Annotated in this window: 22 protein-coding genes and 1 pseudogene; 13 read left to right on the top strand and 10 right to left on the bottom strand. The window is 59.2% G+C overall.

The genetic code is table 11. From position 1 onward, the window contains the following. From AB5Y83_RS16040 to deoD, 4 genes and pseudogenes are all read left to right on the top strand, one after another. Positions 1–337, top strand: a pseudogene (locus AB5Y83_RS16040) (deoxyribose-phosphate aldolase); the annotation flags it as partial. A 109-nt stretch (positions 338–446) separates the two neighbouring features. Then, positions 447–1,778 carry a thymidine phosphorylase gene (gene deoA, locus AB5Y83_RS16045; protein ID WP_005341327.1) on the top strand — a complete coding sequence of 444 codons (1,332 nt, stop codon included), beginning with the start codon at positions 447–449 and terminating at the stop codon, positions 1,776–1,778. Between the two features lie 14 nt (positions 1,779–1,792). Then, positions 1,793–3,001: a phosphopentomutase gene (locus AB5Y83_RS16050; RefSeq protein ID WP_005348962.1), complete on the top strand. Its 1,209-nt coding sequence runs from the start codon at positions 1,793–1,795 to the stop codon at positions 2,999–3,001. 76 nt (positions 3,002–3,077) lie between these two features. After that, the gene (gene deoD, locus AB5Y83_RS16055) at positions 3,078–3,794 is read left to right on the top strand and encodes a purine-nucleoside phosphorylase (protein WP_005340471.1); all 717 of its coding nucleotides are present in this window, start codon (positions 3,078–3,080) and stop codon (positions 3,792–3,794) included. 67 nt (positions 3,795–3,861) lie between these two features. Here deoD and AB5Y83_RS16060 read toward each other — a convergent pair whose 3' ends face one another. After that, a complete protein-coding gene (locus tag AB5Y83_RS16060) occupies positions 3,862–4,482 on the bottom strand; it encodes an AhpA/YtjB family protein (protein ID WP_005340472.1) in 621 nt (206 codons plus the stop codon). Between the two features lie 120 nt (positions 4,483–4,602). On the opposite strand from AB5Y83_RS16060, the gene serB reads away from it, so the two are divergent. Together serB and AB5Y83_RS16070 are read left to right on the top strand one after the other, a co-directional pair. Continuing rightward, positions 4,603–5,613 (top strand): phosphoserine phosphatase SerB, encoded by a 1,011-nt coding sequence (gene serB / locus AB5Y83_RS16065; RefSeq protein ID WP_213387687.1) that lies wholly within the window; start codon positions 4,603–4,605, stop codon positions 5,611–5,613. Positions 5,614–5,641: 28 nt separating this feature from the next. Continuing rightward, a complete protein-coding gene (locus AB5Y83_RS16070; protein ID WP_110304068.1) occupies positions 5,642–6,547 on the top strand; it encodes an alpha/beta fold hydrolase in 906 nt (301 codons plus the stop codon). A gap of 55 nt (positions 6,548–6,602) precedes the next feature. On the opposite strand, the gene AB5Y83_RS16075 is transcribed toward AB5Y83_RS16070, so the two are convergent. Next, positions 6,603–8,981, bottom strand: coding sequence for a PilZ domain-containing protein (locus AB5Y83_RS16075; RefSeq protein WP_368175507.1), 2,379 nt, complete (start codon positions 8,979–8,981; stop codon positions 6,603–6,605). Positions 8,982–9,081: 100 nt separating this feature from the next. Here AB5Y83_RS16075 and radA point away from each other — a divergent pair, with 100 nt between their 5' ends. Further along, the gene (gene radA / locus AB5Y83_RS16080) at positions 9,082–10,449 is read left to right on the top strand and encodes a DNA repair protein RadA (protein ID WP_005340481.1); all 1,368 of its coding nucleotides are present in this window, start codon (positions 9,082–9,084) and stop codon (positions 10,447–10,449) included. A gap of 79 nt (positions 10,450–10,528) precedes the next feature. Here radA and AB5Y83_RS16085 read toward each other — a convergent pair whose 3' ends face one another. Together AB5Y83_RS16085 and AB5Y83_RS16090 are read right to left on the bottom strand one after the other, a co-directional pair. Beyond that, positions 10,529–10,909 (bottom strand): PilZ domain-containing protein, encoded by a 381-nt coding sequence (locus tag AB5Y83_RS16085; RefSeq protein ID WP_005340482.1) that lies wholly within the window; start codon positions 10,907–10,909, stop codon positions 10,529–10,531. 100 nt (positions 10,910–11,009) lie between these two features. Beyond that, positions 11,010–11,492 carry an Rsd/AlgQ family anti-sigma factor gene (locus AB5Y83_RS16090; RefSeq protein ID WP_005348975.1) on the bottom strand — a complete coding sequence of 161 codons (483 nt, stop codon included), beginning with the start codon at positions 11,490–11,492 and terminating at the stop codon, positions 11,010–11,012. A gap of 337 nt (positions 11,493–11,829) precedes the next feature. Here AB5Y83_RS16090 and hupA point away from each other — a divergent pair, with 337 nt between their 5' ends. Next, positions 11,830–12,102 carry a nucleoid-associated protein HU-alpha gene (gene hupA, locus AB5Y83_RS16095; RefSeq protein ID WP_005340484.1) on the top strand — a complete coding sequence of 91 codons (273 nt, stop codon included), beginning with the start codon at positions 11,830–11,832 and terminating at the stop codon, positions 12,100–12,102. Between the two features lie 128 nt (positions 12,103–12,230). Here hupA and AB5Y83_RS16100 read toward each other — a convergent pair whose 3' ends face one another. The 3 genes from AB5Y83_RS16100 to AB5Y83_RS16110 all read right to left on the bottom strand — a co-directional run bounded on the left by AB5Y83_RS16100 (position 12,231) and on the right by AB5Y83_RS16110 (position 15,031). Next, complete coding sequence (locus tag AB5Y83_RS16100) at positions 12,231–12,674, bottom strand: PACE efflux transporter (RefSeq protein WP_005358045.1); 444 nt, start codon at positions 12,672–12,674, stop codon at positions 12,231–12,233. A gap of 164 nt (positions 12,675–12,838) precedes the next feature. Then, complete coding sequence (locus AB5Y83_RS16105) at positions 12,839–13,696, bottom strand: hypothetical protein (protein ID WP_279488844.1); 858 nt, start codon at positions 13,694–13,696, stop codon at positions 12,839–12,841. A gap of 111 nt (positions 13,697–13,807) precedes the next feature. After that, positions 13,808–15,031: an Nramp family divalent metal transporter gene (locus AB5Y83_RS16110; RefSeq protein ID WP_279488845.1), complete on the bottom strand. Its 1,224-nt coding sequence runs from the start codon at positions 15,029–15,031 to the stop codon at positions 13,808–13,810. A gap of 237 nt (positions 15,032–15,268) precedes the next feature. Between AB5Y83_RS16110 and rpsF the strand changes: the two genes are divergently transcribed. From rpsF to AB5Y83_RS16130, 4 genes are all read left to right on the top strand, one after another. Continuing rightward, on the top strand, positions 15,269–15,655 hold the full coding sequence (gene rpsF / locus AB5Y83_RS16115; protein WP_005308887.1) for a 30S ribosomal protein S6: 387 nt from the start codon (positions 15,269–15,271) through the stop codon (positions 15,653–15,655). Between the two features lie 30 nt (positions 15,656–15,685). Next, positions 15,686–15,916, top strand: a complete 231-nt coding sequence (gene rpsR, locus AB5Y83_RS16120) for a 30S ribosomal protein S18 (RefSeq protein WP_005308890.1) — start codon at positions 15,686–15,688, stop codon at positions 15,914–15,916. A gap of 52 nt (positions 15,917–15,968) precedes the next feature. Then, positions 15,969–16,415, top strand: coding sequence for a 50S ribosomal protein L9 (gene rplI, locus AB5Y83_RS16125; RefSeq protein WP_368175508.1), 447 nt, complete (start codon positions 15,969–15,971; stop codon positions 16,413–16,415). 101 nt (positions 16,416–16,516) lie between these two features. Then, positions 16,517–17,257, top strand: coding sequence for a ferredoxin--NADP reductase (locus tag AB5Y83_RS16130; RefSeq protein WP_368175509.1), 741 nt, complete (start codon positions 16,517–16,519; stop codon positions 17,255–17,257). A 48-nt stretch (positions 17,258–17,305) separates the two neighbouring features. Here the strand turns inward: AB5Y83_RS16130 and AB5Y83_RS16135 are convergent, their stop codons facing one another. Both AB5Y83_RS16135 and AB5Y83_RS16140 read right to left on the bottom strand, forming a co-directional pair. After that, positions 17,306–17,656, bottom strand: a complete 351-nt coding sequence (locus AB5Y83_RS16135; RefSeq protein WP_021229025.1) for a hypothetical protein — start codon at positions 17,654–17,656, stop codon at positions 17,306–17,308. A gap of 19 nt (positions 17,657–17,675) precedes the next feature. Continuing rightward, positions 17,676–17,972, bottom strand: coding sequence for a hypothetical protein (locus AB5Y83_RS16140; protein WP_021229026.1), 297 nt, complete (start codon positions 17,970–17,972; stop codon positions 17,676–17,678). Between the two features lie 255 nt (positions 17,973–18,227). On the opposite strand from AB5Y83_RS16140, the gene AB5Y83_RS16145 reads away from it, so the two are divergent. Then, positions 18,228–19,238: a Preprotein translocase subunit SecY gene (locus AB5Y83_RS16145; RefSeq protein WP_127006914.1), complete on the top strand. Its 1,011-nt coding sequence runs from the start codon at positions 18,228–18,230 to the stop codon at positions 19,236–19,238. Between the two features lie 54 nt (positions 19,239–19,292). On the opposite strand, the gene AB5Y83_RS16150 is transcribed toward AB5Y83_RS16145, so the two are convergent. Further along, complete coding sequence (locus tag AB5Y83_RS16150) at positions 19,293–19,460, bottom strand: hypothetical protein (RefSeq protein ID WP_005308905.1); 168 nt, start codon at positions 19,458–19,460, stop codon at positions 19,293–19,295. Between the last annotated feature and the right edge of the window lie 25 nt (positions 19,461–19,485).

A 19,485-nucleotide genomic window follows, 5' to 3' on the forward strand; every position in this document is an offset into this window, starting at 1 on the left:
AGAGGCGCTGATCCGTCGCGCTTCCGAAATCTGTATCGATGCCGGTGCCGACTTCATCAAGACCTCCACCGGCAAGGTGCCGGTCAATGCGACCCCAGAAGCGGCACGCATCATGATGGAAGTGATCAAGGCCAAGAATCCGAAAGTCGGCTTCAAGCCAGCTGGTGGCGTGAAAGACGCAGCCGTTGCCGGTCAGTACCTGGCCATGGCCGAAGAGATCCTCGGCAACGACTGGGTGTCCGCCCGTACCTTCCGCTTTGGTGCATCCAGCCTGCTGGCCAGTCTGCTGGCCACTCTGGGGCATGGCGACAAGCCGGCCAACACCAGCGGTTACTAATAGGTTGATGAGAGGGCGGACTGCAGTCCGCCCTGTTAGCCCCCACCATGCGGTGTGCGGGCAAGGATTCAGGCTTGTGTAACGCCAGCAATGGCGGAGGGAATGAAAGATGTTTTTGCCTCAAGAAATTATTCGCAAGAAGCGCAACGGTGAAGCGCTCAGTACCCAAGAAATTCAATTCTTCGTTCAGGGCATTACCAATAACACCATCGGTGAGGGGCAGATTGCCGCGCTGGCGATGGCGGTCTACTTCAAAGACATGACCATGGATGAGCGGGTTGCCCTGACCTGCGCCATGCGCGACTCCGGCATGGTGCTAACCTGGGATCACCTCAATCTGGGTGGCCCGATTGTCGACAAACACTCCACCGGCGGTGTGGGTGATGTGGTCTCTCTGATGCTTGGCCCAATGGTCGCTGCCTGTGGCGGTTTCGTGCCGATGATCTCCGGTCGTGGTCTGGGCCATACCGGCGGTACCCTCGACAAGCTGGATGCCATTCCCGGCTACCAGACCTCGGTCGACAACGATCGTTTCCTGAAAGTGGTGAAAGAGGCGGGGGTCGCCATCATCGGTCAGACCGGCGATCTCGCCCCGGCTGACAAGCGTATCTATGCAGTACGGGACATCACTGCCACCGTCGAATCCATCGCCATGATCACCGGCTCCATCCTCTCCAAGAAGCTCGCCTCCGGGCTCGAAGCGCTGGTGATGGATGTGAAAGTGGGCTCCGGCGCCTTTATGCCAACCTTCGAAGCCTCCGAAGAGCTGGCCAAGAGCATTGTGGCCGTGGCCAACGGTGCCGGTTGCCGCACCTCTGCGCTCTTGACCGACATGAACCAGGTGCTGGCCTCCAGCGCCGGTAACGCGGTGGAAGTACGTGAAGCGGTGCGCTACCTGACCGGTGAATACCGCAACCCGCGCATCCACGAAGTGACCATGGCGCTGTGCGCCGAGATGCTTATCTCTGCAGGCTTGGCCAGCGACGAGCGCGATGCCCGTGCCAAGCTGCAGGCGGTGCTGGATAACGGCAAGGCGGCCGAGATCTTCGGTCGCATGGTGACAGGTCTCGGTGGCCCGGCCGATTTTATGGAGCGTTACGACGCTTACCTGCCCAAAGCCGCCATCGTGCGCCCGGTCTTCGCGGCCAACAGCGGTTTCGTGACCGCCATGGATACCCGCGAGCTGGGTCTGGCCGTGGTCGCCATGGGCGGTGGTCGCCGCGCTGCCGGTGACAAACTTGATTATGCGGTCGGTCTGACCGACTTTATCCGCCTGGGTCAAAGCGTCGATGCTGACAAGCCGATCGCGATGATCCACGCTCAGACTGAAGAGCAATATGCTCAGGCTGCCAGCATGGTGCAGGCGGCTGTCCGGATTGGTGGCGAGCGGCCGGAGGCACTGCCTGAAGTGTACCGCCGTATCACCCTGGCCGATTTGTAACAAGGGGAAGACCCATGAAACGTACCTTTATTCTGATGATGGACTCTTTCGGTATTGGCGCTGCTGCCGACGCCGACAAGTTCGGAGATGTGGGCGCCAACACCCTTGGCCATATCGCCAAGGCGTGTGCGGCAGGTGAAATTGAAGGCCGTGGTGCCCTCAATCTGCCCAACCTCAACAAGCTGGGTCTGGGCCACGCCTGCGAGCAGGCTTCCGGCTACTTCCCGGAAGGGCTGAAGAAAGATATCGAGGTGGTCGGTGCCTACGGCTTTGCTCAGGAGCTCTCCTCCGGCAAGGACACCCCGTCCGGTCACTGGGAGATCGCCGGCGTGCCCGTGCTGTTCGAGTGGGGCTACTTCAAGGATCACCACAACAGCTTCCCGCAGGAGCTGCTGGACGCCATCGTCGAGAAGGCTGGTCTGCCGGGCTATCTCGGTAACTGCCACGCTTCCGGTACCCAAGTGCTGGACGATCTGGGCGAAGAGCACATGAAGACCGGCAAGCCGATCCTCTACACCTCTGCCGACTCCGTGTTCCAGATTGCCTGCCACGAAGAGACCTACGGCCTCGAGAAGCTCTATGAGCTGTGCCACATCGTGCGCGAGTTGCTGGAGCCCTACAACATCGGCCGCGTGATTGCGCGTCCGTTCGTAGGTACTGGCAAGGGCAACTTCAAGCGTACCGGCAACCGTCACGACTACTCAGTGCTGCCGCCGGCGCCGACTGTGCTGGATTACATGAAAGAAGCGGGTGGCCAGGTGGTCTCCATCGGCAAGATCGCCGACATCTATGCCCAGCAGGGCATCACCAAGCAGGTGAAAGGGACCGGTCTGACCGAGTTGTGGGATCGCACGCTGGAAGAGGTGAAAGCGGCCGGTGACAACACCATCGTCTTCACCAACTTTGTGGACTTCGACTCCTCCTACGGCCACCGCCGTGATGTTGCCGGTTATGCCGGTGCGCTGGAGTATTTCGATTCCCGCCTGCCGGAGCTGTTTGAGCTGCTGCAGGATGGCGACGTGGTGGTGCTGACTGCCGACCACGGCTGCGACCCGACCTGGGGTGGTACCGACCACACCCGCGAATACATTCCGGTGCTGTTCTTCGGCAAGCCGGTCAAGGCCGGCTCCGTTGGTCGTCGCGAGACCTTTGCCGATATCGGCCAGAGCATCGCGGCTTACCACGGTCTGCCGAAACTGGCATACGGTACCAGCTTCCTGTAATTTACCCGCCCGCCACTTCGGCGGCGGGCAATTTATAAAACAATAAAACTCAACCTAGTGTGAAGGAATCAAGAGAATGGCAACTCCTCATATCAATGCGAAAGATGGCGCCTTTGCTGATACCGTGCTGATGCCGGGCGACCCCCTGCGCGCCAAGTACATCGCTGAAACTTTCCTGGAGAACGTCGAGCAGATCTGCGACGTGCGCAACATGTTCGGTTTCACCGGTACCTACAAGGGCCGTCGTATCTCCGTCATGGGTCACGGCATGGGTATCCCCTCCTGCTCCATCTACGCAAAAGAGCTGATCACCGATTACGGTGTGAAGACCCTGATCCGCGTGGGCTCCTGTGGCGCTGTGCGTGAAGATGTGAAACTGCGTGACGTGGTGATCGGTATGGGGGCCTGCACCGATTCCAAAGTAAACCGTCTGCGCTTCAAAGATCACGACTTCGCTGCCATCGCCGACTTCGACCTGGTTGCCAATGCCGTGCAGGCCGCCAAGAACAAGGGCGTTGCCGTGCGCGTCGGTAACATCTTCTCCGCCGACCTGTTCTACACTCCGGACCCCTCCATGTTCGACGTCATGGAAAAATACGGCATCCTGGGTGTCGAGATGGAAGCCGCCGGTATCTACGGCGTGGCCGCAGAGTACGGTGCCAAGGCACTGACCATCTGCACCGTCTCCGACCATATCCGTACCGGTGAGCAGACCACCTCTGAAGAGCGTCAGCTGACCTTCAACGACATGATCGAAATCGCACTGGATTCCGTCCTGCTGGGCGACAAGTAATTCCTTCGCGAATAAGAAACGGCGGCCTTCTGGCCGCCGTTTTTGTATCTGCTCTCTGGTTGCGCCATCAGTTTTCCGGAGGTGGCGAGGGGGGCGTACTCTTTTTCTTGTGCTTGCGCACCCGCATGTAGTTGCGGCGTACCCCGTAGGAGATGAGCACCCCGGCCAGCAGGGCGACCAGCAGCATCAGCCGCTGTTTCTCCTGCACCACCTTGAGCCGGGTGTCCTTGTCTGCCAGCATCTGCTGTTCTTCCAGGGTGATGCGCAGGAAGCCGATGGTCTGCTCGCCATCCCGGATCTCCTGCACGAACTGGATCCGCCCCTTGCCCTGCTCCGGCAGCGACTTGTTATCGCTGCCGATGGGCAGCAGGCTCTCCAGCGGCACCGCCTGCTCAGACTGGGCGAGGGGAATGCCGCGTCCGTCGTAGAGGGTGGCATCGAGGATCTCCGGCTCCGCCGCCAGATCCCGAGCCAGCCGCTCCAGTTCGCTGCTCTTCTCCTCCTTGATCCAGCGTTTCATGTCTCGGGCGGCATAGGCGACCAGCGCCTGCGCCCGGTTGCGCGCTTCGCTGTGCAGCGAGGCCTGGCTTTCACCCTGCATATGAATAAGCACACCGAGCACCCAGCATCCGAGCAGGATACCGGCACCCAGGCTGAGAACACGTTTGATGGGAAGATGACGCTGCAAGCGTGAGACCTCATGGTAACAAGGAGTGGCGGGATCTTGGCGCTTGCCTGTACAAAAAGCAATACGCTACTCTGGGCCAGCATTGTTAACCCCCTGATCACCAAGGAAGGCGTATCCCTTATGTTGTTGTCCCGGCTCCCCCCTCTGTTATCCGATTGGCCCGCGTTGTTGTCCGGCTCACCCTGTTGGCAGCTCAGCGCAGATGCGTTGCAACCGACAGAGACCCCGCAGACGAGCGGCTGGTTGGTGCTGTTTGGCAAGGGGCTGGGCGCCTCCCATCTGGCGCGTCTGTCGCCACTGTTGGCTGCACAGGAGTTGGCGGCCACCCTCTATCCTCCTACCGAGGTGGCGGGCGTGCCGTTGCTGCTGCTTGGCTGCGATCGCTTCTCTGCCGAGTTGGTGGCCGAGCTCAAGAGCGGTGAGTGGGAGATCGATCTCTGCCATCTGCCCGCGCTACCGACCCTGAACGAGCCCGGCCTGCTGGTGATGGATATGGATTCCACCGCGATCCGCATCGAGTGTATAGACGAGATTGCCCGCCTTGCCGGGGTAGGCGAGCAGGTGGCGGCAGTGACGGCTGCGGCGATGCAGGGCAAGCTGGAGTTCTCCGACAGCCTGCGCAACCGGGTGGCCCTGCTGGCAGGGGCGCCGGTCACCATTCTCGACGAGGTGGCGGCATGGATGCCCTGGATGCCGGGCTTGCAGCTGATGGTCGATACCCTCAAACAGGCGGGGTGGCGTGTTGCCATCGCCTCCGGCGGTTTTACCCGTTTTGCTGGCCAGTTGCAGCGTGAGCTGGGGCTCGATGCCATCTTCGCCAACGAGCTGGCGGTGGAAGGGGGTCAGCTGACCGGCAAGGTGAGCGGGCGCATCGTCGACGCCAGCGTCAAGGCAGAGGTGTTGCAGCAGCTTGCTCAGGAGTACGGCATTGCTGCCGACCAGACCGTGGCCATCGGCGATGGTGCCAACGATCTCAAAATGATGGGGGTCGCGGGCCTTGGCATTGCCATTCACGCCAAGCCGCTGGTGCGGGCGCTGGCGGCGGCCACCCTCAATCATCACGATCTGGAGGGGGTGATCTGCCTGCTGGCGGCGCGGGCTTGCAGCGAGCAACGCTGGGACAAGCGCTGACAGTGTTTCAAGGAGGAAACCCATAAAAATGGAATTGTTGCAGCAGTCTCTGTTTATCCCCTGTGGTGGCCATCAATTGCATGTTCGCCACATCAAACCCCGGGTCGCCGTGCATGGAGAGCCGATCCTGATGGTGCATGGCGCCATCGAGAATGGGCGGATCTTCTATACCGAATCGGGCAAGGGGCTAGCCTGCTTTCTGGCCCGTCACGGCTATCAGGTCTATGTGGCTGATTTGCGGGGGCGGGGGCTCAGCACTCCTGCCATCGCCGAGCAGGCAGAGCACGGTCAGCATGAGCTGATCACCGAGGATCTGCCCGCCCTGCAGCGCTGGATTGCCGAGCGCCATCATGGCTTCAAGGTGCACTGGGTGGCCCACTCCTGGGGCGGTGTCATCATGGCCTCGACCCTGGTGCGCTTCCCCGAGCTGGCGGAGCAGGTGGCCAGTCTGCTGTTTTTTGGCACCAAGCGCGGCGTGTCGGTGCACAATCCCGAGCGCTGGCTGAAGGTGGACCTGATCTGGAATCGGCTGGCCCCCTGGCTGGCTCGCCGCCGTGGTTTTCTGGCGGCTCGCACTCTGAAGATCGGTGCTGACGACGAGCCGCTGCGCTATTTGCAGGAGACCATCCCCTGGGTCAAGTGCGGCCCCTGGCAGGATCCTCACGACGGTTTTGCCTATGACGAGGCGGCGGCACGGGTCAACTGGCCACCGCTCTGGATGATTTCGGCCAAAGCGGACAAGGTGCTGGGTCACCCGACCGATGTGCGTCGCTTCAGCGACGAGATGGGTTCGGCCACGCGTCACACCCGATTGGGGCGGGACAATGGCAACCGCCTCGATTATGACCACATCAACATGCTGACCGCTCCGCAGGCCCAGGAGGATCATTTTCCCCAGATCCTCGACTGGCTGCTCAACCCGCAGGCGGCATGACAAAAAAACAGGGCGCCTCGAGCGCCCTGTTTCATTTCTGTCTGTTTCCGGATCTTCAGTTCAGCGGCGGCGTGATACCAAAGCGGAACAGGGTGGCCTGGGTGGTATCGGTCAGTTCGCCCACCCCCACCACGCTCCACAGCTCCTCTTCCAGCTTGCGCGCCTTGTGGATGGCGAACTTGGCGATGTAGTCCAGCTCGTTGGCGATGAAGTTTGTGTCGGGCCGTCCGGTACGGGAGATGCCGACCAGCACCGAGTAGAACTCCCCCTGTTGCTGCGCCAGCTCGATGAACTGACGCTTCTCTTTGAGGTTGGCAAAGCTGCTGGCCAGCCGGCTGCTGAAGATGGGCAGGCCGGCCTTGGTCTGGATGCTGGCGATATAGACCTCATCTTCTCTCGGTTTGTCCTCCCGCTCGATGGCGCGCAGCGGGTTCATCAGCAGCTCCTTGAGCAGCTCCCCCTGAAACAGCGGATAGAGGTTCTCCTGCTCCGGCAGCTCTGCACAGGCTTGCAGCAACCGCTGCAGACTGCGCGGTTGCATCGACTTGCCAATGGAGGCCGGTTTGGGCGCGCCTTTCAGCTTGTTGACGTAGACCGGCGAGTTGAACAGGTGGTGGGTGTAGATGTTGCGCAGTGCCCGCGCCAGCCCACGATAGCGGCGCTGCTCCTGCGCCGCCTTGAGCTTGTTCTGGTTGCTCTCGATCAGCAGACTGAAGAATTGGCGGCCGGTATGGCGATCCGAATCCCCTTCGATGCAGAGGTGCAGCACGGTGCGGGTCATGTTGAGGCTGACCAGCCGGTAGGAGAGGCGCTGCAGATCCATGCTCTTGGAGAGCTCCTGCAAGCGGGGCAGGGCGATGGTCACCACATCGTTCTTCTCGCCGATAAAGGCATCTTCCAGCTCGATTTGCAGGCCGTGAGTCGAGATGTCGCGGGTCCAGCCGATCCAGGATTTGCCGTTGTGATGGATGGCGACCGCGGTCTTGTGGATGTAGCGCGACTCCTTGCGCAGCTGAACATAGTGCAGGGTCTCGATCTCGAACGGAGCCACCCCCTGTTCGTGACCAAAGCGTTGCAGCTCGTTGGCGTTGTTGCTGACCCCTTCCTGATGGAACTCTTCCCGCTGGGACTCCAGGCCGATCTCCTGCAGCAGGCCGCAGTAGCCGATCTGCTTGAGCCGCTCGAGCAGCAGGATATCTTGCAACTGCGGGTTGTCCTGCCCCTGCAGTTGTCCCACATCCGCCTCGACCAGATCGCATGCCTCCAGCGTGAACTTGTAGACACGCCAGCTGGGCCGGCGTGAGCCCACTTGGAAGAAGAGGGCGGTGAGGCCACTCTGACGCAGCTCCTCGGCGGTGGCGGAGAAGAAGTAGATGTGGCTGCGCACCGTGTGGGTAAAGCAGTAGATGATGGTCTCGGTGGTGGTGCCGGGGGTCGGGCAGAGCCGTTTCATCCGCTCTGCGCTAAAAAGCCCCGCGAGGGCATCGCGGTTTTTCTCATCGCGCCAATACTCCAGCAGGTGCTGGTTGTTTTCCGTACGCAGGGCAATCTCGAGATTGGGGCTGTCGCCGGTGCCGAAGAAGAGCGGCATGCCGGTCATCCGCGGCAGGTAGAACTGCTCATACCCCTTGATGATGGCGGCGGAGAGCAGATAGTCGACGCTGACCCGATAGCGGATCTTGTTGGCGTCGATAAAGTCGCTGAGGAAGGCATCGAAGGCGGGCTGTTCGCCGGAGCGCACCAGCCGCAGCCAGTATTTCCCCTCTTTGCTCTCTTCGCCGAGGATCTGATAGCCGACCGGCTGGTGCAGCACTGGATTAGGGGTGTCCCGCTCCAGTCCGGTAAAGAAGACCTCTACTTGGGCGCCGGTGTGATAATTCGGCAGATAGGGCACCGAGACCCGCATGCCACCCAGCGAGAGATCGGAACTCTTGGCGAACAGCTTCTCCCCGTCCTGAAACTTGATCAGCACCGGTGAGCTGAAGTGCATCCGCTCCTGGCGGCGGCCATAGTAGCTGGCAAAGGCGATGGTGTTGACATCATATTGCCGGAAGGGGCTGGCCGGGGGAGACAGCTGACCATCCACGCGGGCGTTGTGGTGCTGTTTTTGCCACTGTTGCAGCGCCTCGTAGACACCGAGGGTATAAATATCGCGGTAGAGATAGCACTGGGACTGGAACAGGGCTATCGCATCGGCGGGCATGAAGTGAGTGATGCCGTCAAACTCATGCACCAGGCACTCATCCTCCAGCTCATCGCGCATGTCGATGACCCTGCGGCAGGGGGAGCACTTGCGCTTGAGCTCCATCTTGATCAGAAAACGGCTGTTGCTGTTTTCCTCTTGTGTCATGCGGTTGAAGATCTCCTCGAAATCTTTCTCCCGCAGCAAGGGGACGAGTTGTTCAATCAGATGTTGCTGGTGTTCTGAATCCATTTGTTCCTGCCACGGAAAGTCACTTTTCCGATTCTGGGTTTGATCTGTCGGTCGCAAACAAGTATATCAAGCAGGAATTCATCCTGTCCCCGAGTTATCAATGGCCAAAAATAAAACTGCTTATGTTTGTTCCGAATGTGGTGCCGACTTCACACGCTGGCAAGGTCAATGCAGCGAGTGCAAGGAGTGGAATACCATCACCGAGGTGCGCCTCGGCTCGGTGAGCCCCGCTGGCAAGAGTGCCCGTTACACCGGTTATGCCGGCGCGGTCGGCAGTCAGGTACAGACACTGGCAGAGATTGCCACCACCGAAATTCCCCGTTTTACCTCAGGTTTCAAGGAGCTGGATCGGGTGCTTGGTGGCGGTGTGGTGCCAGGCTCGGCCATTCTGATCGGCGGCAACCCGGGGGCGGGCAAGTCGACCTTGCTGCTGCAGACCATGTGTGGTCTCGCTGAACGGATGAAAACCCTCTATGTCACCGGCGAGGAGTCGCTCCAGCAAGTCGCGATGCGGGCCAACCGCCTTGGGCTACCCACCGACAAGCTGCGGATGCTCTCCGAGACCAGCGTCGAGCAGATCTGCCTGATTGCCCAGCAGGAGCAGCCGCAGATCATGGTGATTGACTCCATTCAGGTGATGCATGTGGCGGATGTGCAATCGTCCCCCGGTTCTGTCTCACAGGTGCGCGAAGCGGCGGCGCTGCTGACCCGCTATGCCAAGCAGAATCATGTGGCCATCTTCATGGTGGGTCATGTGACCAAGGATGGCAGTCTGGCGGGCCCCAAGGTGCTGGAACACTGCATCGACTGCTCTGTGCTGCTTGATGGTGGCCATGACTCCCGTTTTCGGACTCTGCGCTCCCACAAAAACCGCTTCGGCGCGGTCAACGAGCTGGGGGTTTTTGCCATGACCGAGCAGGGGATGCGCGAGGTGAGCAACCCCTCCGCCATCTTCCTCAGCCGAGGGCAGGAGCAGGCGCCCGGTTCCATCGTCATGGTGATCTGGGAGGGCACCCGGCCGCTGCTGGTGGAGTTGCAGGCGCTGGTGGACTACTCCCAGCTCTCCAACCCGCGCAGGGTGGCGGTGGGGATGGATCACAACCGGCTCGCCATGTTGCTGGCGGTGCTGCACCGTCACGGCGGGTTGCAGATGGCGGATCAGGATGTCTTCATCAACGTGGTTGGCGGGGTCAAGGTCGAGGAGACCAGTGCGGATCTGGCGCTGCTGCTGGCGATGGTCTCCAGCTTCCGGGACCAGGCGCTGCCCAAGGATCTGGTGGTGTTCGGCGAAGTGGGCCTTTCCGGTGAAATTCGCCCTGTGCCGTCCGGCCAGGAGCGGTTGCAGGAGGCGGCCAAGCACGGTTTCCGCCGTGCCATCGTGCCGCACGCCAATGCCCCCAAGCATCCCATCGAAGGGATGGAAGTGGTGCCGGTCAAGAAGCTGTCTGAGGCACTCGAGGCGCTGTAATCCCTCAGCATTGCAATCGATACAACAGCCCATAAAAAAGAGCGCCTCGGCGCTCTTTTTTATGGGCTGGAACCTGCCATCAGGGCTGGCTATGTTCCAGATGTTCGCTCAGCAGTTGTTCCAGCTCGCGGTGGAGCAGCTCTTCGTCGCCGACGTTAAGCTCGATCATCCGCTTGAGATGGGTAGCACTGTCGATATCGATGTGGTGGCAGTAGAAACCCAGCTTCTTGCTGGCTTCGTGGGTCAGCTCGACCTGCATTTTGATCTCGATATCGCTACCGCTCAGGATAAAGCTGAGCTGGTACTCCTTGTTGTCACGGCTCTCCCAGTCGTCGGGGCGGATCAGCAGGGCTCCCTGCAAGGAGACGTCGACAAGCTGGGTCTGCCACTTCTGTTCCCCCTGGGTGAGTTCTGCCATGGTCAAGTAGAGGATCCGTGCAAAACGGCGGCGCTCAGACATGCTCATCTCCTGTATGCAATAAGTGTGGACGCTAGGGTCATTGCTCTGAGTGTAATCCACCTTGGTTGCCAGTATCTTGAACTTGCTCCGAAAATGGCATTCAGGCTTGCTGGGTACTCAAGGATTCCACCACATGAAGCGCCTTGACCAGGCGGTCTTCCTGTTTGAACCGCTCTTCCAGAACTGGGCCCAACTCGTTGAGATCATCATCCAGTAGCAGCAATTGGGCCTCGTCGGCATCACTGTATTTGTCGTTGAACTCGAGGGCGAATTCAGTGCTGTTACGAATATGGGGATAGATGCGTTTGGCCAGCTCCAGTGTTTCGCCGCTGGCTTGCTCGAAGGCGGTGACGACGTGGTGGTAGATCTCGAAATGGCCTGCACTGACATAGTCGACCAGGCGGTCGCAAAACTGATGCAGCTCTTCTGTTTTGGGCAGGCTGCGTTGCTTGGTCCGCGCCGGAGTGAGGCCTGCCAGCTGCATGTATCCAACCAGCAATGCTTGCCTTGCATCCAGCCAGTCGTCGATAGCTTTATGCTTGCCTGCCAGCGCCTGCTTGGTCTGTTCCAGTTTCGTCAACATAATCCCTATCCCTCCATGGGGCAAAGGCTGGCCGATTGTTCGGTATTCCGAGCCGTTTGAGCAGTGACACAACCTATAACTAGGGAAAATCTGGGCAAGCGTCAATAGCCATGGGGGGATAATGTTAAGTGGCGAAGAAATAGTCAGTGGATTGTGTCTGCGTGCTAGCAGGTTTCAGGCCTGCTCACGGTTTTTCGCGTGTGGAATGTGACTATTTCCGCAGATCTTGATGAAAACCCCAGCGTTTGACGCGTTCGGCTCGATAAAGGCTTTGCCTGTGCGTTTTTTTTTGCATAGAGTGACCCAGCGCTAAATGCCCGATCATAAAGGAAATGTTATGAACAAAGCTCAACTTGTCGATGCGATTGCCGCCAAAGCAGATCTGAGCAAAGCTCAGGCCAAAGTGGCTCTGGAAGAGATCATCAATGGTATTACCCAGAGCTTGAAAGAAGGCGATGCTGTGCAACTGGTCGGTTTTGGCACCTTCAAGGTCACCCACCGCGCAGGCCGCACCGGTCGTAACCCGCAAACTGGTAAAGAGATCCAGATTGCTGCTGCCAACGTGCCTTCATTCGTGGCTGGCAAGGCTCTGAAAGACGCCGTCAAGTAAGTCCGAAAGTCTGTTTTGTCCAATGCCAGTCAGCTCGCTGACTGGCATTGTTTGTATGGGATTCTCCCATCCTTCCTAGTTAGTCCTTCCTGACTTTTCCTTCTGTCAGCCTCGTTGCGGCTGAGGCCTTATGCCGTCTGCGGGTTGGATGGCAGCGGCCAGATCCGCTCATAGGCCCAGGTAAAGACCATGATGTAGACGAGGTAGAAGGCGACGAAACCGAGATCCAGCATCAGGGCGTCCCACACTCCCAGATCGAGCCAGAACATGACGCAGGGGAGGGAGAGCATCATAAAGCTCGCCTCATAGCCAAACGCGTGCAGGAAGCGGTCCAGTGGTCGCTTGTTGGTGCGCCCGCAAAGTTTGAGCAACCCCTTGTCGAACAACAGGTTCCAGCCATAGGTCCAGGCGGTGGCGACGATGGAGAAGAAGATGGCCAGCGAACCGACCTCGGCGACGCCCTGACCGAACAGCTGGCTGATCAGCGGTGCGACCAGTGCCAGCCCGATGCCTTCGTAGAGAACCAGATAACGAAGTCGATCCGGGGTGGTGCGTAGTTGGGTACTACTCATGGGTGATGTGCCTCCTGTGGGAGGCGCATTCTAATAAGGGAGTGGTTAAAAGAGAAGCATCGGCCCGTCATGACTGACGTTGAGGGGCATGATGATGCCCCCTCATTTGCGATACATCTCTATTGCCAATTTGGGCGTTAGCCCTGAGTGGTCAAGTCTGCGACTCAGGCGCCGGTTGGCGTGACCCGGGTCAGCATGGCAAAGCCCTCTTCCACTTGAGTGAGCTCTACCTTGACCTCTCCCAACTCGGCGAGCGAGGCAACATGGGTGCCGCCACAGGGGATGGTGACCTCCTGGCCTTCCAGCATGCAGTGCCAGTAACGGGAATCGATGATCGCCTCGCCAGCGCGGCTGCGGCGAATCTCGCTCCCGGCGGCGATCCAGTCGGCCAGCTGCTGGTTGGCCTTCTCTTCAATCAGCGCCAGATCTGCCAGCAGCGCCTCGCTGTTGACCCCTTTCTTGCGTAGGCTCTTGCCGATGCGGTACTGCTCCCGCGATCCGCAAGGCTCGACCCGAGAGCTTTGAATAGCAAGACGATCGAAGTCGGGCTGGTCCAGTGCATCACGCTCGCTTACCTCCTTGCGCCAGTAGGGGATGAGTACCCGGTTGAGGGCTAGTGCCGCCAGATGGCAGCCGCTATGGCCCAGACTCAGGGCGTGGCGGGCAGCGCTATCTACTTGTAATTCGACCTGGCTGCCAACGGCCAGCTCATGGTCACCGGTCAGCGGGTGGACCACCACGAAACGCCACCCTTCAGCCCCCCGTTTTACCGGAATGGCTGTATCGACAAACAGCTTGCCATCTGGGCTGATGGCCCCCATCCGGCAAGGGCCAATGGCGGCTTCGCCCCCTTCCCAGCGAGCATGGCCCACGTCCCCCGGCTGATCGGGCCAGAGGTGACTCTGGGGATGAAAGGGGGTGAGGTCGGTGACCAGCAGCGTGGTGTCACCGCGCTGGCAGCAGACCACGCTGGCCTGCTCTTGATGATGGCCCAGTACGAAGCTGGCTCGGGTGTGTTCCATGGCAAGGCTCCCGCAACGATAAATGAGAAAAGAAAGCGGCAGCATACGCCAAAGTGCGAAGAGGCTCATTAACCAGAGTTAATGAGCCTCTCTTCTCGGTTTTACGGTTCGCTAGATCATGGCGACCAACAGATAGGCATTGAGCCCGATTACCAGCGCAACGATAAGGCGTCCTACCGCCTGGGTGACGGGGTGGTTACGATGTTGCCCCATCAGTGCCCGATCGCCGGTCAGCATCAACAGCGGGATCAGGGCCAGCGCGATGCCAAAGCTCAGGATCACCTGACTCAACACCAGAATTTCGGTGGTGTTGAGCCCCATGGCGATTACCACGAAGGCGGGAGCCATGGTGATGGCGCGACGTAGCCAGAGCGGGATGGTAAAGCGGACAAAGCCCTGCATCACCACTTGCCCGGCCAGGGTGCCCACCACGGTAGAGCTGATGCCGGAGGCGACCAGCGAGAGGCCAAACAGGGTGGCTGCCGCCTGACCCAGCAGTGGAGTGAGGGTCTGGTAGGCGGATTCCAGCTCCGCTACCTGCTGGTGGCCCGAGCTGTGGAACGCGGCGGCCGCCATCGCCATCATCGCCAGATTGACGAAGCCGGCGATGGTCATGGCAATCGCCACATCGACCCGGGTGGTGTGCAGCCGCTGGCTGACCGAGCCCTGATCCTGTGTGTGCTGGGTCAGTGCCGAGTGCAGATAGATAACGTGGGGCATCACGGTGGCACCGAGCACACCGGCGGCCAGATAGACGGCATCGCTATTGGGCAGACCAGGGAAGAGGGCGCCCTCCAGCAGGCTGGGCAGATGGGGGCGGGAGAAGATCAGCTCGACGATGTAGGCCGCCGCGACAAACAGCAGCAGGCCACCGACTACGAACTCCAGCGGTTTCTGACCACGAGATTGCAGCATCAGGATCCCCCAGGTCACTACGGCGGTGATACAGGCTCCTTCAAGCAAGGTCACGCCAAGCAGCAGCTTGAAGCCGACTGCGGCGCCGATAAATTCGGCGAGATCGGTGGCCATGGCGATGATCTCTGCCTGCACCCAGTAGGCCCAGACCGCCGGTTTTGGCAGTCGGTCGCGGATGTGCTCCGCCAGATTCTTGCCGGTGACGATGCCAAGTTTGGCCGAGAGGGTCTGCACCAGCATGGCCATCAGGTTGGCCCATACCACCACCCAGAGCAACTGGTAGCCAAAGGTAGAGCCCGCCTGAATATTGGTGGCGAAGTTGCCCGGGTCGATATAGCCGATGGCGGCGATAAAGGCTGGCCCGAGCAGGGTCAGTTTTAATTTGCGGGCTGGAATCGTAGTCGTCAGTGCGGGTTGCATGGCATCACCCTCCATAAGGATATGGAGAGAGAATAGATCTAAGTGATAATCATTATCAATTGTTGTTTCTGATGATTTCCATCGGGAAAAACATTTAAGGCAGTCAGTTGCAGTGAGGGATGTGATTTCGTACAATACGCCGCCCTAGAAAAGCAGCGACTAAACACCTTTATGTTCCTTGCCTCCGAGGTCTGGCTGCACCTGGGCGGAGGCTGAATTAATCCGTAAGGAGCTAAAATGCGTCATTACGAAATCGTCTTCATGGTTCATCCGGACCAGAGCGAGCAAGTTCCCGGCATGATCGAGCGTTACACCGGCGCCATCACCACCTCCGGTGGTACCATTCATCGCCTGGAAGATTGGGGCCGTCGTCAGCTGGCTTACCCGATCGACAAACTGCACAAAGCCCACTACGTTCTGATGAACGTAGAAGCAGAGCAAGCCGTTATCGATGAGCTGGAAACCAACTTCCGCTTCAACGATGCCGTTATCCGCAACATGATCATGCGCACCAAGCACGCCGTGACTGAAGTTTCTCCGATGGCCAAGGCCAAAGAAGAGCGCTTCACCCGTCGTGACGACGAGCGCCGCGAAGAAGCTACTGAAGCTGCTTCCGAAGAGTAATTCTGGATCACTGACTAGAGGATAAAGGCCATGGCACGTTATTTCCGTCGTCGTAAGTTCTGCCGCTTCACCGCCGAGAACGTTACCGAGATCGACTACAAAGATATCGTTACTCTGAAAAACTACATCACTGAATCTGGCAAGATCGTACCGAGCCGTATCACCGGTACCCGCGCCAAGTATCAGCGTCAGCTGGCACGCGCCATCAAGCGTGCTCGTTACCTGGCTCTGCTGCCGTACACCGATCTGCACAACAAGTAAGAATCGGCCCGGCACTTAAGCCTAACTCAACGAAATTTATAGAGGAAAGGTAATGCAAGTTATCCTGCTCGACAAAATCGCCAAACTGGGCGGTCTGGGTGACCAAGTTTCCGTGAAATCTGGTTATGCCCGTAACTACCTGATCCCGCAAGGCAAAGCTGTTATGGCCACCAAGGCCAACATCGAAGCTTTCGGTGCTCGTCGCGCTGAGCTGGAAGCCAAACTGGCTGCCAACAAAGCTGCTGCTGAAGAGCGTGCTGCCAAGCTGGCCGAACTGGCTTCCGTGGTTATCGCTTCCAAGTCTGGCGACGAAGGCAAGCTGTTCGGTTCCATCGGTACCCGTGACGTGGCTGAAGCCATCACTGCTGCCGGCGTAGCCGTTGCCAAGAGCGAAGTCCGCATGGGCAACGTTCTGCGTAACACCGGTGACTACGAAGTTGCTGTTCAGCTGCACGCTGACGTTAAAGCAACCGTACAGATCCAGGTTGTTGCCCTGTAATAGCGCTTCGCTTTTGCAGAAAAAACCCGCGCTTTTGCGCGGGTTTTTTATTTTCCGGCCCGAGGGTAGAGTGAAGGTCTGTTCCACTGGAGGAGATCCCTATGGCTTGGGTAGAAGGTCGCGTCATCGAACGCATCGAATGGACACCCACCCTGTTCTCCCTGCGGGTAGCGGCCGAGCTGGCCCCCTACAAGGCAGGCCAATTCACCAAGCTGGCCCTCGAGCAGGGCGATCGCCGCATTCAGCGCGCCTACTCCTTCGTCAATCCCCCCTCTTCGCCATACCACGAGTTCTATCTGGTCGAGATCCCGAGCGGTGAGCTGACTCCGTCCCTCGGCTCGCTGCAAGCAGGCGATACCCTGCTGGTGCAATCCCAGGCGACCGGCTTTCTGACGCTGGATGAGGTGCCCGCCGGGCGCGATCTCTGGCTGCTCTCGACCGGCACTGCCATCGGCCCCTTCCTCTCCATGCTGGCCGATAGTGAGGCGTTCAACCGTTTCGAGAATTTGGTGCTGGTGCATGGGGTACGTAAAGGCGAGGAGCTGAGCTATCAGGATTTGAACGCCAGCTTTGCCGAGCAATATGGCGAGCGCTTTCGCTATGTCCCCTTTGTCAGCCGCGAGCCCTGGCCCGATGCAATGGCAGGGCGGATCCCGGCGGCGATTGCCAATGGTCAGCTGCAGCAGCGGGTGGGATTGGAGTTCTCACCCGAGCTGAGCCAAGTGCTTATCTGCGGTAATCCGGAGATGGTGAAAGAGACCCAGCAGACCTTGCTGGCGCTGGGGTTGGCCAAGAATCTGAGGCGTGCGCCGGGCAATATCAGTGCGGAGAATTATTGGTAAACAATCAGCACAGGGGCGCCAAGCCCCTGTTGCATCAGGAGAGGGCGTTCAGTTCTTCTTGCTGTTGCCCTTGTTTTTATCCTTCTGTTTGTCGTGACCTTGCCCGGGGTTATTGCCGCTGTGGATACTGCGGTTGTAGTGATCCCGGTACTTGCCATCCATCTTGTCGCAGTTGAGTTTGATCCGGCTGTCGCCAATGCCAAGATCCAGGCAGTTGTCCTGCCACCAGTCGTACTCTTTGTCATCCCAGTCGAGATTGATCTTGATGTCATCACCGGAGATCTTGATGCTATCGCCATTTTTGCTTGGCGGTGCCGCAACCGCGATGCCATGCGCCATCAGCAGGGAGAGCAGCAGGGCGCCACGCTGGATAACGGGGTTGTGTTTGGCTTGGGTCATCGCAAGGGGACTCCTGTCGTTATTGGCCACTCTGCGAGTTGGCAGGGATCTGGTTGGTTTGCGGTGGCTGGTTGCGGTTCTCTTCATCTTCCAGATTGAATTTGACCGCCCTGCAGTCGGCCGGGGCGGTTTCGCCGACCCCCAAGTCGAGGCAGTCGTTCTGGGTCCAGCCAAACTGCTTGTCATCCCAGTCCAGGTTGAATTTAAGCTCATCGACGGAGAATTCGGAGCCACTGCTCTCTTGATATTGCTGTGTCGCTGCGGCGCTGCCGGTAACCAGAAGAAGGGAGAGTAGCAAAGTGGTCTTACTGTTCATGATGGCCTCGGATAATTGCAACGGTGGATGAGTGTACAGACCGGAGCTGAACCCGGGCGGAACTGTTCCCCATCTCACTACATGATCAAGTCAGGGAGGGATTGTATCGCTTTTCTGCTGCCGATTTGTCCGTTTTGGTCGCACTCTGGGCAGCTGGTCGCCAATCTGAAGGAATTCAGTCATTTGCCCTTCTCTGGGCGAGTCTGGCGACTATAATCGGCAGCCAACTTTTCCTGCACAGCACACCCCTTCATCATGACCACACAGGACTCCTCTACATTGCGCTACCCCAAGGGGTGGTTTGCTCTGACGACGGTATACAGTTTCACCGGGTTGGCTATTCTGGCCTCCATTATCTTCTCCCTGCTGCTGTTCCTCTCCATCGATGACAACCCGCTGATGAAGTGGCTGTTCGGCGGCTTGGCCATCATCTTCGAGCTGGGCAAGTTTTACGTCTGGTACGAGTACGGCGAGCGCAAGGCGCGGCGGGATTTGAGTGGCGCTTTTTGGTCGCTGTTGTTCTACAGCGTGCTGGCGGCCATCTCCATCGGCGGCAGTATTGGTGGCATCAACAGCGCCACCAACACGGTACTGAGCCAGCAGGCGCGCCACGAACGGGAGCTTGCCCGTTTCGACGAGCAGATCGCCAGCATCGAGCGGCAGATCCAGCTCAACGAGGAGGCGGCCCGCAAATATATCGAGCTGGAGCGTATCTCCAGTGGCGTCTCCTCGTTGCAGCACGCCAACACCAAGCTGCGCTTGCAGCAGGATGAGCTGCGTCAGCAACGCGATGCCAAGCCGGTCAACGAACAATCTTCCATGCTGGGGCTGATGAGCAGTCTGGCGGACGGGGTAGGGATGAGCATCAGTCAGGTGCAGTTCCTGCTGGTCTGCTTCCTCTCGGTGCTACTCGACGTGTTCGGTGCCTTTTTCGTCAGCCTGATCGGCGAGGAGAACCGCTTTCGCCGGATGTGGCGCTGGCAGCAGGATCAAGCTCGCAGAGAGGCGCAGGCAGCGTTGGCGATGGCTGCCCAGCCCGAGCCCATCATGCCCCCCGAGCCCGCCCCCGAAGTGCTGGCACAGGTGCGCGGTGCGCTGGTGAGCGGTGAGCTCAAGTGCAGCAAGCGCTCGGTGGCACAGGCGCTGTCACTCTCGCTGGAGGAGGTGGACCGGGTGTTCCACCATCTGCTGTCGCAAGGGGTGCTGGGGCAGGGGAGCAATCGACACTACTACCTCAATCCGGCGCTGGAGCAGCAACCCGGATAGTGAGAAGGCCACCGAAACTCGGTGGCCTTTTTCGTTATCGAGTGGCTGTGGCACTCAGTGAGTCAGCACCATCATCAGGCTGAGGAAGGCGGCCAGCCCGCCACCGATGCCGATGATCCAGTAAAACCCCTTGGCCCCCTGTTTGAGCGGGATGCGGAAGTAGAGCAGGAATGCCCACCACCCCAGCGCCAGCAACAGAGGAATAAGAAACATTCGAGCCATGGTCTCCTCGCTGTTATTCTGTTGA

The organism is Aeromonas sp. R5-4 (assembly GCF_040908215.1).
GTDB lineage: Bacteria > Pseudomonadota > Gammaproteobacteria > Enterobacterales > Aeromonadaceae > Aeromonas > Aeromonas veronii.

Coding starts and splice junctions, on each gene's coding strand:
- serB (WP_213387687.1), top strand. CDS start 4,603: ATGTTGTTGTCCCGGCTCCCCCCTCTGTTATCCGATTGGCCCGCGTTG.
- AB5Y83_RS16050 (WP_005348962.1), top strand. CDS start 1,793: ATGAAACGTACCTTTATTCTGATGATGGACTCTTTCGGTATTGGCGCT.
- radA (WP_005340481.1), top strand. CDS start 9,082: ATGGCCAAAAATAAAACTGCTTATGTTTGTTCCGAATGTGGTGCCGAC.
- AB5Y83_RS16150 (WP_005308905.1), bottom strand. CDS start 19,460: ATGGCTCGAATGTTTCTTATTCCTCTGTTGCTGGCGCTGGGGTGGTGG.
- deoA (WP_005341327.1), top strand. CDS start 447: ATGTTTTTGCCTCAAGAAATTATTCGCAAGAAGCGCAACGGTGAAGCG.
- rpsR (WP_005308890.1), top strand. CDS start 15,686: ATGGCACGTTATTTCCGTCGTCGTAAGTTCTGCCGCTTCACCGCCGAG.
- deoD (WP_005340471.1), top strand. CDS start 3,078: ATGGCAACTCCTCATATCAATGCGAAAGATGGCGCCTTTGCTGATACC.
- AB5Y83_RS16135 (WP_021229025.1), bottom strand. CDS start 17,656: ATGACCCAAGCCAAACACAACCCCGTTATCCAGCGTGGCGCCCTGCTG.
- AB5Y83_RS16090 (WP_005348975.1), bottom strand. CDS start 11,492: ATGTTGACGAAACTGGAACAGACCAAGCAGGCGCTGGCAGGCAAGCAT.
- AB5Y83_RS16100 (WP_005358045.1), bottom strand. CDS start 12,674: ATGAGTAGTACCCAACTACGCACCACCCCGGATCGACTTCGTTATCTG.
- rpsF (WP_005308887.1), top strand. CDS start 15,269: ATGCGTCATTACGAAATCGTCTTCATGGTTCATCCGGACCAGAGCGAG.
- AB5Y83_RS16105 (WP_279488844.1), bottom strand. CDS start 13,696: ATGGAACACACCCGAGCCAGCTTCGTACTGGGCCATCATCAAGAGCAG.
- AB5Y83_RS16145 (WP_127006914.1), top strand. CDS start 18,228: ATGACCACACAGGACTCCTCTACATTGCGCTACCCCAAGGGGTGGTTT.
- AB5Y83_RS16070 (WP_110304068.1), top strand. CDS start 5,642: ATGGAATTGTTGCAGCAGTCTCTGTTTATCCCCTGTGGTGGCCATCAA.
- hupA (WP_005340484.1), top strand. CDS start 11,830: ATGAACAAAGCTCAACTTGTCGATGCGATTGCCGCCAAAGCAGATCTG.
- AB5Y83_RS16130 (WP_368175509.1), top strand. CDS start 16,517: ATGGCTTGGGTAGAAGGTCGCGTCATCGAACGCATCGAATGGACACCC.
- AB5Y83_RS16085 (WP_005340482.1), bottom strand. CDS start 10,909: ATGTCTGAGCGCCGCCGTTTTGCACGGATCCTCTACTTGACCATGGCA.
- AB5Y83_RS16140 (WP_021229026.1), bottom strand. CDS start 17,972: ATGAACAGTAAGACCACTTTGCTACTCTCCCTTCTTCTGGTTACCGGC.
- AB5Y83_RS16110 (WP_279488845.1), bottom strand. CDS start 15,031: ATGCAACCCGCACTGACGACTACGATTCCAGCCCGCAAATTAAAACTG.
- rplI (WP_368175508.1), top strand. CDS start 15,969: ATGCAAGTTATCCTGCTCGACAAAATCGCCAAACTGGGCGGTCTGGGT.
- AB5Y83_RS16075 (WP_368175507.1), bottom strand. CDS start 8,981: ATGGATTCAGAACACCAGCAACATCTGATTGAACAACTCGTCCCCTTG.